General features: G+C 73.9%; 7 protein-coding genes and 1 pseudogene. 6 read left to right on the top strand and 2 right to left on the bottom strand.

What is annotated here, in order from left to right:
- Positions 1 to 208: 208 nt before the first annotated feature.
- Complete coding sequence (locus ACZ63H_RS38005) at positions 209 to 1,129, bottom strand: carbohydrate kinase family protein (RefSeq protein WP_469873032.1); 921 nt, start codon at positions 1,127 to 1,129, stop codon at positions 209 to 211.
- Positions 1,130 to 1,427: 298 nt separating this feature from the next.
- Here ACZ63H_RS38005 and ACZ63H_RS38000 point away from each other — a divergent pair, with 298 nt between their 5' ends.
- Positions 1,428 to 1,856, top strand: a complete 429-nt coding sequence (locus tag ACZ63H_RS38000) for a Rieske (2Fe-2S) protein (RefSeq protein WP_469873031.1) — start codon at positions 1,428 to 1,430, stop codon at positions 1,854 to 1,856.
- Between the two features lie 131 nt (positions 1,857 to 1,987).
- Here the strand turns inward: ACZ63H_RS38000 and ACZ63H_RS37995 are convergent, their stop codons facing one another.
- Positions 1,988 to 2,935: a hypothetical protein gene (locus tag ACZ63H_RS37995; protein ID WP_469873030.1), complete on the bottom strand. Its 948-nt coding sequence runs from the start codon at positions 2,933 to 2,935 to the stop codon at positions 1,988 to 1,990.
- 502 nt (positions 2,936 to 3,437) lie between these two features.
- Between ACZ63H_RS37995 and uvrC the strand changes: the two genes are divergently transcribed.
- The 5 genes and pseudogenes from uvrC to ACZ63H_RS37970 form a co-directional block, all read left to right on the top strand.
- Positions 3,438 to 5,588 carry an excinuclease ABC subunit UvrC gene (gene uvrC / locus ACZ63H_RS37990; protein ID WP_469873029.1) on the top strand — a complete coding sequence of 717 codons (2,151 nt, stop codon included), beginning with the start codon at positions 3,438 to 3,440 and terminating at the stop codon, positions 5,586 to 5,588.
- Complete coding sequence (gene rapZ / locus ACZ63H_RS37985) at positions 5,585 to 6,616, top strand: RNase adapter RapZ (protein WP_469873028.1); 1,032 nt, start codon at positions 5,585 to 5,587, stop codon at positions 6,614 to 6,616. Before uvrC ends, rapZ begins: the two co-directional genes overlap by 4 nt.
- The gene (locus ACZ63H_RS37980; protein WP_469873027.1) at positions 6,613 to 7,680 is read left to right on the top strand and encodes a gluconeogenesis factor YvcK family protein; all 1,068 of its coding nucleotides are present in this window, start codon (positions 6,613 to 6,615) and stop codon (positions 7,678 to 7,680) included. The genes rapZ and ACZ63H_RS37980 overlap by 4 nt, the downstream gene beginning before the upstream one ends.
- The gene (gene whiA / locus ACZ63H_RS37975) at positions 7,671 to 8,660 is read left to right on the top strand and encodes a DNA-binding protein WhiA (RefSeq protein WP_469873026.1); all 990 of its coding nucleotides are present in this window, start codon (positions 7,671 to 7,673) and stop codon (positions 8,658 to 8,660) included. The genes ACZ63H_RS37980 and whiA overlap by 10 nt, the downstream gene beginning before the upstream one ends.
- A 157-nt stretch (positions 8,661 to 8,817) precedes the next feature.
- Positions 8,818 to 10,485, top strand: a pseudogene (locus ACZ63H_RS37970) (M14 family metallopeptidase); the annotation flags it as partial.
- Positions 10,486 to 10,593: the final 108 nt, after the last annotated feature.

Here is a 10,593-nt window from a genome sequence, read left to right as displayed (position 1 = left end):
TCTCCCCCCCCCCCCCCCCCCCTCCCCCCCCCCCCAGCCCCCCCCCCCCCCCCCCCCCCCCCCCCCCCCCCCCCCCCCCCCCCCCCCCCCCCCCCCCCCCCCCCCCCCCCGCTCGTTCCACCCTCACCCGGCCCGGTCCGGCGATCCGGGTCCCCGTGCCCCGCGAGGGCGGCCGTGCCCTCTCGTCGGCACGGGGAGCGACAGCCGCTCACAGCGCGGCGGGATCCCCCAGCTCCGCCGCGTACGGCGGCTCGGCCCCGGCCCGCGAGCAGGTGATCGCCGCCGCCCGCGCCGCGAAGCGCAGCAGCCGTGTCCAGCCCTCCGTCCCGAGGGCGGCGAGCGCCTCGGCGGACAGCGCGTCCCGCTCCGCCAGCCCGTGCAGCAGGGCCGCGTTCACCGTGTCACCGGCGCCGATGGTGTCCACGACGTCGACCTTCTCGCCCGGCACGGAAAGCTCCCCGCCGTCCCGGGTGAACACGGTCAGGCCGTCGCCACCCCGCGTGACCACCACGGCCGCCGGTCCCGCGGCCAGCCACTCGCGCGGGGTGCCGCCCAGCCACTGCGCGTCCTCCGCGGACAGCTTCAGCAGCGTCACCGAGGGCAGCCAGCCGCGAAAACGCTCCCGGTAGGCGTCCGCGTCCGGGATCAGCCCCGCCCGGACATTGGGGTCGAGCGCGGTGAACAGCCCCTGACCGGCGGCGGCCCGCATCAGCTCCTCGTAGGCGCTCGCCCCCGGTTCCAGGACGAGCGAGCAGGTGCCGAAGGACACCGCGCGCGTACCGGCGGGGAGTGCGGCGGGGGCGGTGAACAGGCGGTCGGCGGTGCCGTCGACGTAGAAGGAGTACGCGGCCGAGCCGCCGGCGTCGACCGTGGCCACGGCGAGGGTCGTCGGCTCCGGGCCCCGCTGGACGCGCGAGACGTCGACCCCGGCCCGCCGCAGCCCGTCGAGCAGGGCCTCGCCGAAGGCGTCGGACGACGTCCGGGAGCAGAAGGCGGTGGGGGAGCCGAGCCTGCCGAGGGCCACGGCGGTGTTGTACGGACCGCCGCCGAGCGCCGGCTTCAGGTCCGCGAGGGCACCCGGGCCCTGCGGCACCAGGTCGATCAGTGCCTCACCGGCGACGACGATCACGAGGCGGTTCCCTTCTCGGACGGCGGGGACGACGCGGTGCGTCCGGCGGCTTCGGCGCGGCCCGGCTCCCGCCGGCACCGCCGGGGCGTGCGGTGGACGAACCCTCACCGCGCAGGCCCACCGTCCTCGCCGGTCCGGCCACCCGGCCCTCGGCCGTCTTCCGGCCGGGACGCTATCCCATGACCCGGCCCGGCGTAAACGCTCACCTGGGCGAGCGCGTCCCCCGCCCCCCGCCCCCGGGCCGGTCCCTCTGTCCCGGTATCGTCGCTCCGCACACCCCTTGACCAGTGGAGTCCAGATGCCCGCCCGCTCCCGCGCGAGCCGTCGTACCGTCCTTCGAGGGGCCGCGGCTGCCCCGGTCGCCGGGCTCGGCCTGGCCGCCTGCTCCTCCCCGGACCAAGGCGGTGCGGCCTCGTCCGCCGCCACCGAGTCCGTCGACCTCGGCAAGGAGAGCGAGGTCGCGAAGGGCGGGGCGAAGCTCTACCGGGATCACAACGTGGTGGTCGGCCGCGACGAGGACGGCGGCCTCAAGGCGTACAGCACGATCTGCACGCACGCGGGCTGCCCCATCAACAAGCTGGAGGGGACGACCCTGATCTGCCCCTGCCACGGCAGCCGGTTCGACGCCGTGACGGGCGAGGTCGTCCAGGCACCGGCCACCCAGCCGCTGACCGAGCTGGCGGTGAAGACCGCCGACGGCAGGATCGTCGCAGGCCCGGCGGACTGACCGGAGAGCGGCCGGGACGCCTCACGCGCTTCCCGCACCCCCCCCGCGCCGGCGTGCGCCTCGCGTCGGCGCGCGCCCCGTCGTCGTACGGCGCTCGCTCCGGGCCGGCGGCGCGAGCGGTGGGCAATCGCTCACTCCCAGTGCCAGGCGATCCCGAGGATGCCCGGCCGGATCCTCGGCTCGACCAGGTGCGCGCTGTGGTGGGGACCGCACACGGGCAGCTCCTGCCGGCCGGTGCGCGGGGCCGCCGCCGAGTGCTGGGAGAAGCGGTGGCAGCGCACCGGCAGCGCCGCCGCGTCGAAGCGCACCTGGAGCGCGTACTGGCCGCCGGGAGAGCCGCACCGGTGCAGATACTCACGGCACTCCCCGGCCGTGCCGTCCTCCACGGAGTACCGGAAGAGGAAGGTGTCGCCCGCACGCAGCCGGGTGCCGAAGAGCAGCTCGGCCACGAGGACGCCGGTGTCCCGGTCCCAGCGCACGCGGCCGGTGCGGCAGTTCTCCAGGGCGCGCACGGCGACGCGCCGGGGGTCGCAGCCCGCGTCGCCGTGATGGACGGCGACGAAGCGGTCGACGCCGTCGCGGTGGGCGCGCACGATGTGGTGGGCCTCGCGGCTCGCCAGTTCACGCCGGGCGCCGATCCGGACGCATTCGTGGTGGCTCAGGGCGCGCAGTCCGCCGTCCGGCGACCAGTCCAGGCCGGTGGTGAGCCGGTCCAGGACGTCCGAGGCCTCGACGAGGGAGCGGTAGGAGCGGCCCGCCGGACGGTCGTCGCATCCGTGCCCGCCGGGCTCGGCGAGCAGCCGGATGAGCGACTCGTCCGGCAGCCGGAGGATCTCCTCCAGCGCCCGTACGGCCCGCAGCGACTCCGGGCGCTGCGGGCGGCGGGCGCCCTGCTGCCAGTAACTCAGGCTGGTGACGCCCACCTTGACCCCGTGGCGCGACAGATGGTGCTGCACCCGCTGGAGCGGCAGTCCGCGTGCGGCGATCGCGGCGCGCAGCGCCACGTGGAAGGGGCCGCCCCGCAGGACCGTGGCCAGTTCCGCGGCGGGGACGTCCGCGTGCTCTGTGGCATGCCGCATGCCGAGGGGCCTCTCTGTGCGTGTCACTACGGCTGGTCACACCGCCTGCGCGGGTGTGCGGGGCCACCCTCCGCGGGCGTGGCGGACACCCGTGGCCGGGCACGCCGTGCCCGCACACCCGGGTGCACGGCCCCGATTCCCCCGCATTGAAGCGTGTTGACCATGGCCCGACAACACCTCGGCCCGGCCGTTCCGGACGACTGGCCGGACCTCACCGTCGCGCGGAGCCGGGAGCGGACCGCCGGGGGCCGGGAACCCGCCGTGATGAGCCCTTGTCCCGGCCCCCGCGGAGGACCGGGCGGCGGCCGGCGGCCCCCGGGCCCCCGATCCCCCGCATGGCCGGATCCCGACCGCCGCGCGCACGCCCGTGGCCGAGCCGCGCCGGCCCGGCGGCCCACCGCCGCCCGGGACGCACCCGAGGTCCGGGGAAGGCCACCGCAGGGAGACGAGGGTTATCCACAGGCCCGACGCGGTGTCGGTCCTCGCCAGTAGGGTGTGAGACATGGCCGATCCCTCCAGCTACCGCCCCAGGCCGGGTGAGATCCCGGACTCTCCGGGGGTGTACAGGTTCCGTGACGAGCACCGCCGGGTGATCTACGTCGGAAAGGCGAAGAGCCTGCGCCAGCGCCTGGCGAACTACTTCCAGGACCTGGCGAACCTGCACCCGCGCACCCGGACGATGGTGACCACCGCCGCGTCCGTGGAGTGGACCGTGGTGTCCACGGAGGTCGAGGCCCTTCAGCTGGAGTACTCCTGGATCAAGGAGTACGACCCCCGGTTCAACGTCAAGTACCGCGACGACAAGAGCTACCCGTACCTCGCGGTGACCATGAACGAGCAGTTCCCCCGCGTCCAGGTGATGCGTGGTCACAAGAAGAAGGGCGTCCGGTATTTCGGGCCGTACGGCCACGCGTGGGCCATCCGGGACACCGTCGACCTGCTGCTGCGGGTGTTCCCGGTGCGCACCTGCTCGGCCGGTGTCTTCAAGAACGCCACCCGCACCGGCCGGCCCTGTCTGCTCGGCTACATCGGCAAGTGCTCCGCGCCCTGCGTCGGCCGGATCACCCCCGAGGACCACTGGGACCTGGCCGACGAGTTCTGCGACTTCATGGCCGGCCGCACCGGCACCCACCTCCGCCGCCTGGAGAAGCAGATGGCGGAGGCGGCCGAGGAGATGGAGTACGAGCGCGCGGCCCGCCTGCGCGACGACATCGGGGCCCTGAAGAAGGCCATGGAGAAGAGCGCGGTCGTCCTCGCCGACGCGACCGACGCCGACCTCATCGCCGTCGCCGAGGACGAGCTGGAGGCGGCCGTGCAGATCTTCCACGTACGCGGCGGCCGGGTCCGCGGACAGCGCGGCTGGGTCACCGACAAGGTCGAGGACGTCACCACCGGCGCCCTGGTCGAGCACGCCCTCCAGCAGCTGTACGGCGAGGAGAGCGGGGACGCCGTCCCCAAGGAGGTGCTGGTCCCGGCCCTGCCCGAGCCGGTCGAGCCCGTCCAGGAGTGGCTGACCGTCCGCCGGGGATCGAACGTGTCGCTGCGCATCCCGCAGCGCGGCGACAAGAAGGCGCTCATGGAGACCGTGCAGCGCAACGCCCAGCAGGCCCTCGCGCTGCACAAGACCAAGCGCGCCTCCGACCTGACCACCCGCTCGCGCGCGCTGGAGGAGATCGCCGAGGCCCTCGGCCTGGACAGCGCCCCGCTGCGGATCGAGTGCTACGACATCTCCCACCTCCAGGGCGACGACGTGGTGGCCTCCATGGTCGTCTTCGAGGACGGGCTGCAGCGCAAGAGCGAGTACCGCCGCTTCCAGATCAGGGGCTTCGCCGGCCAGGACGACGTCCGCTCCATGCACGAGGTGATCAGCCGCCGCTTCCGGCGCTACCTCGCCGAGCAGGAGCGGACGGGGGAGTGGGCCGACGGCACCGACATCCCCGGCACCGACCTCCCCGGCACCGACGGCACCGGCACCGACGGCACCGGCGTCCGGACCGGCGACGGCACGCTCGCCGGCCCGGAGGTGATCACGGACTCCCTGAAGAACGACGACGGCCGGCCCCGGAAGTTCGCCTACCCGCCCCAGCTGGTGGTCGTCGACGGCGGCCGGCCCCAGGTCGCCGCGGCCCAGCGCGCCCTGGACGAGCTGGGCATCGACGACATCGCCGTCTGCGGCCTCGCCAAGCGGCTGGAGGAGGTCTGGGTGCCCGGCGAGGACGACCCGGTGATCCTGCCCCGCACCAGCGAGGGCCTCTACCTGCTCCAGCGGGTGCGCGACGAGGCGCACCGCTTCGCGATCGGCTACCAGCGCACCAAGCGCGCCAAGCGCTTCCGCGCGGGCCCGCTGGACGACGTCCCCGGCCTGGGGGAGACCCGCAAACAGGCGCTCATCAAGCATTTCGGTTCGGTGAAGAAGCTGCGGTCCGCCACAATCGAGCAGATCCAGGAAGTACCCGGGATAGGCCGGAAGACGGCGGAGACCATCGCCGTGGCCCTCGCCCAGGCGGCGCCGGCCGCACCCGCCGTGAACACGGCGACCGGAGAGATCATTGAGGACGAGGAACCGGACGAGGAACCCGGTACGACGGCGGATTCCTCGGGGGAGCCCGTGACCGCGGGCGTCCCGGACGAGCGACGGGGGCAGGAGACATGACGGAGCACGAGGCACAGCGAGATCGGACGCACGGCGCCACGGGCGACCGGGGCGTCCGGCACGGCACCGGCCAGGGCCCGGCCCGGCCCGACGCCGTCCGGGAGACGGGCCAGGACAACGGAGCACAGGTGAGTACGGGCAGCGAGACAGCCGGGGTCCCCGAGGCGGCCATCCCCGAGCTGGTGATCATCTCCGGCATGTCCGGAGCCGGCCGGTCCACGGCCGCCAAGTGTCTGGAGGACCTCGGCTGGTTCGTCGTGGACAACCTCCCGCCCGCCCTCATCCCGACCATGGTGGAGCTGGGCGCCCGCTCGCAGGGCAACGTGGCGCGGATCGCCGTCGTCGTGGACGTGCGCGGCCGGCGCTTCTTCGACAACCTCCGCGAGTCCCTCGCCGACCTGGACACCCGGGGCGTCACCCGGCGGATCGTCTTCCTGGAGTCCTCCGACGAGGCCCTGGTCCGCCGCTTCGAGTCGGTGCGCCGCCCGCACCCGCTCCAGGGCGACGGACGCATCGTGGACGGCATCGCCGCCGAACGCGAGCTGCTGCGCGAGCTGCGCGGCGACGCCGACCTGGTGATCGACACCTCCAGCCTGAACGTGCACGAGCTGCGCGCCAAGATGGACGCCCAGTTCGCCGGCGAGGAGGAGCCCGAGCTGCGGGCCACGGTGATGTCCTTCGGCTTCAAGTACGGCCTCCCGGTCGACGCCGACCTGGTCGCGGACATGCGGTTCCTGCCCAACCCCCACTGGGTCCCGGAGCTGCGTCCCTACACCGGCCTCAACGAGGAGGTCGCGGCCTACGTCTTCAACCAGCCCGGCGCGAAGGAGTTCCTCGACCGGTACGCCGAACTCCTGCGCCTCATCGCCGCCGGGTACCGGCGCGAGGGCAAGCGGTACGTGACCATCGCCATCGGCTGTACGGGGGGCAAGCACCGCTCGGTCGCGATGTCGGAGAAGCTCGCCGCGCGGCTCGCGGCCGAGGGCGTGGAGACGGTGGTCGTGCACCGGGACATGGGACGGGAATGACGGAACGTACACCGCGGCTGGGCAGGCTGCGCCGGATGGTGCCCGAGGCGCGCGCCGGGCGCCCGGTCGAGGCCCGCGGGGGCCGGCCCCGCCGGCGCGGCGCCCAGCCCAAGGTGGTCGCGCTCGGCGGCGGCATGGGCCTGTCCGCGTCGCTCGCCGCGCTGCGCCGGATCACCGGCGACCTCACCGCCGTCGTCACCGTGGCCGACGACGGCGGCTCCAGCGGCCGGCTCAGGGACGAGCTGGGCGTACTGCCGCCCGGCGACCTGCGCAAGGCGCTGGCCGCGCTGTGCGGCGACGACGAGTGGGGCCAGACCTGGGCCCGGGTCATCCAGCACCGCTTCCAGTCCCAGGGCGATCTGCACGAGCACGCGGTCGGCAACCTGCTGATCGTCGCCCTGTGGGAGCAGCTCGGCGACCACGTGCAGGCCCTGGACCTGGTCGGCAAGCTGCTCGGCGCGCACGGCCGGGTGCTGCCGATGTCCGCCGTGCCGCTGGAGTTGCAGGCCCTGGTCAAGGGGCACGACCCGGGGCGCCCGGACGACGTGGACACGGTGCGCGGGCAGGCGACCGTCGCCCTCACGCCCGGCGAGGTGCAGTCCGTGCACCTCGTGCCCAACGACCCGCCCGCCGTCCCCGAGGCCGTGGCGGCGGTCCTGGACGCGGACTGGGTGGTGCTCGGCCCCGGCTCCTGGTTCTCCTCGGTCATCCCGCACCTGCTGGTGCCCGAGTTGCTGGACGCCCTCACCGAGACCAAGGCGCGCCGTGTGCTCTCCTTGAACCTGGCGCCGCAGCCGGGAGAAACCGAGGGCTTCTCCCCGCAGCGTCATTTGGAGGTTTTGGGGCGACACGCCCCTAAACTCGCCCTGGACGTGGTGCTGGCCGACGAGGCCGCCGTGCCCGACCGCGATTCGCTCACCGAGGCCGCCAAGCGGCTGGGAGCGGCGGTCGAGCTGGCGCCGGTGGCCCGGACCGACGGATCGCCCCGGCATGACCCGGAGCTGTTGGCCGCCGCGTACGACCGTATTTTTCGGATGCATGGAAGGATCGGCCCATGGCGATGACGGCAGCGGTGAAGGACGAGATCTCCCGGCTCCCCGTCACCCGGACCTGCTGCAGGAAGGCGGAGGTCTCCGCCATCCTGCGGTTCGCCGGCGGCCTCCACCTGGTGAGCGGGCGCATCGTGATCGAGGCCGAGCTGGACACCGCGATGGCGGCGCGCCGGCTCAAGCGGGACATCCTGGAGATCTTCGGCCACAGCTCCGAGCTGATCGTGATGGCCCCCGGCGGGCTGCGCCGCGGCTCCCGGTACGTCGTACGGGTCGTCGCCGGCGGTGACCAGCTCGCCCGGCAGACCGGCCTGGTCGACGGGCGGGGCCGGCCGATCCGCGGGCTGCCCCCGCAGGTGGTCTCCGGGGCCACCTGCGATGCCGAGGCGGCCTGGCGGGGGGCCTTCCTGGCGCACGGCTCGCTGACCGAACCCGGCCGCTCCTCCTCCCTGGAGGTGACCTGCCCGGGCCCGGAGGCGGCGCTCGCCCTGGTCGGTGCCGCCCGCCGGCTGTCCATCGCCGCGAAGGCCCGCGAGGTGCGCGGGGTGGACCGGGTGGTCGTCCGCGACGGCGACGCGATCGGCGCCCTGCTCACCCGGCTCGGCGCGCACGAGTCGGTGCTGGCCTGGGAGGAGCGCCGGATGCGCCGCGAGGTGCGGGCCACGGCCAACCGGCTCGCCAACTTCGACGACGCCAACCTGCGCCGCTCGGCCAGGGCCGCCGTGGCCGCCGGCGCCCGGGTCCAGCGCGCCCTGGAGATCCTCGGCGACGAGGTTCCCGAGCACCTCGCCGCCGCCGGGCGGCTGCGCATGGAGCACAAGCAGGCCTCTCTGGAGGAGCTGGGGGCGCTCGCCGACCCGCCGCTGACGAAGGACGCCGTCGCGGGCCGTATCCGCCGGCTGCTGGCGATGGCCGACAAGCGCGCCGCCGACCTCGGCATCCCGGGCACGGAGGCCAACCTCACCGAGGAACTGGCCGACAACCTGGCCCGCTGAACCGGACGGATCGTCAACTCGCCGGTGCCGTCGTCCCCCCGTTCGGGTGGCCGGCACCGGCGTTCGCGTGTCCATGAGGCGCCCTTGACTCGATCATCGAGTGCCATGAGCCTGGCAGCCTGTTCGCCGCTGGTGCGGACCACCTGTAGGGGGGTTCATGAGACACAGAGCGAGAGCGATCCTCGCTGTCGGCGCGCTGATGATCGGCGGAGCGAGCCTCACATCCACGGCCCAGGCACGGAGCGACGGCCCGGCACCCACCGGGCCGGACGAGATCGGGGTCTACCGCGCGGAGGTCACCCGGCAGCAGGTGTCCCTGCTGCTGAAGGCCGGTCAGGACGGCCACGAACTCGGTGAGCCGGCGGCCGCGGGCGGCCGGACCCGGGTCGAGGTCTACCTCACCGGCAAGCAGGCCGCCCGGCTGCGCGAGCAGGGCGTGGCCCTCACCGAGCACACCCTCTCGTCCCCGGCCCGGGCCCGGGTGGAGGACGCAGCCCAGGGCGTGTTCCGCCCGTACGGCGGAAAGGGCGGACTCAAGGAGGAGATCCTCCGCACCGCCCGCGCCCACCCCGGCCTCACCAAGGTCGAGTCCATCGGGAAGACCGTCAACGGCCAGGACATCCTCGCGCTCAAACTGACCAGGAACGCGCGGACGTCGCGGGACGGCTCCAAGCCGGCCGTGCTCTACATGTCCAACCAGCACGCGCGCGAGTGGATCACACCGGAGATGACCCGCCGGCTGATGCACCACTACCTGGACCGCTACACGACCGACCGGCGCGTCAGGAGAATCGTCGACTCGACCGAGCTGTGGTTCGTCCTCTCGGCCAACCCCGACGGCTACGACTACACCTTCAAGGACCCCGGCACCCGCCTGTGGCGCAAGAACCTGCGGGACGTCGACGGCGACGGCGCCATCGGCGTGGGCGACGGCGTCGACCTCAACCGCAACTTCGCCTACAAGTGGGGCTACGACAACGAGGGTTCGTCCCCCGACCCCACCAGCCAGACCTACCGCGGGCCGAGCCCCGGCTCCGAACCCGAGACCAGGGCCCTGGACGCGCTGGAGAAGCGGGTCGGCTTCCGCTACGGCATCAACTACCACTCCGCCGCCGAACTCCTGCTCTACGGCGTGGGCTGGCAGGTGGCCACGCCGACGCCCGACGACGTCCTCTACCGGGCGCTGGCCGGCACCCCGGACAACTCGGCGGTCCCCGGCTACCGTCCGCAGGTCTCCTCGGAGCTGTACACCACCAACGGCGAGGCGGACGGCCACGCGTCGAACGTCAACGGAATGGCCATGTTCACCCCGGAGATGTCGACCTGTCAGACCGCCTCGGACAGCGACCCGGACGACGCCTGGAACCGCGGCGACTGCCGGTCGTCCTTCACCTTCCCCGACGACGAGACGCTGATCCAGCGGGAGTTCGCCAAGAACGTCCCGTTCGCGCTCTCCGTCGCCGAGACCGCGGCGCACCCCGACCGGCCGGCCTCCGCCGTCGGACTGGACGCCGCCGACTTCACCCCGGCCCCGTTCACCACCTCGTACTCCCGGGGCGCGGACCAGGAGGTCGCGGTCGTCGCCCGCAAGGCGCTCCGGGACAAGGAGCTGAGGTACCGCGTCAACGGCGGCCGCACGCTCGACCAGGCGCTCAGGCCCTGGAAGGGCGGCGAGGTCTACGGCGGCGAGGACGACCTCTACTTCGACGAGTACCGCGCCAGGGTGCGGGACGGCGAGCCGGGCGACCGGGTCGAGGTGTGGTTCACCGGTGAGACCGGGAGCGGGAGGAAGGTCTCCAGTCCCCACTTCACCTACACCGTCGCGGGGGGGGGGGGGGGGGGGGACACAGGGGGTGGCAACGAAGGGAACACCCCCCCACCCACGCAGGAGCCCCCACACCCGGGCCGGAGTCCCTAGGACCCGGCCCTTGCT

It is taken from the genome of Streptomyces sp. NPDC104831 (genome assembly GCF_055583025.1).
Note: the sequence above shows the minus strand (reverse complement) of the source record. Positions and strands in the feature narration are given on the sequence as shown.

What these genes read in the sequence shown, in the direction of transcription:
- ACZ63H_RS38000 (WP_469873031.1), top strand. Translation starts at nt 1,428, where the DNA reads ATGCCCGCCCGCTCCCGCGCGAGCCGTCGTACCGTCCTTCGAGGGGCC.
- ACZ63H_RS37995 (WP_469873030.1), bottom strand. Translation starts at nt 2,935, where the DNA reads ATGCGGCATGCCACAGAGCACGCGGACGTCCCCGCCGCGGAACTGGCC.
- uvrC (WP_469873029.1), top strand. Translation starts at nt 3,438, where the DNA reads ATGGCCGATCCCTCCAGCTACCGCCCCAGGCCGGGTGAGATCCCGGAC.
- rapZ (WP_469873028.1), top strand. Translation starts at nt 5,585, where the DNA reads ATGACGGAGCACGAGGCACAGCGAGATCGGACGCACGGCGCCACGGGC.
- ACZ63H_RS37980 (WP_469873027.1), top strand. Translation starts at nt 6,613, where the DNA reads ATGACGGAACGTACACCGCGGCTGGGCAGGCTGCGCCGGATGGTGCCC.
- whiA (WP_469873026.1), top strand. Translation starts at nt 7,671, where the DNA reads ATGGCGATGACGGCAGCGGTGAAGGACGAGATCTCCCGGCTCCCCGTC.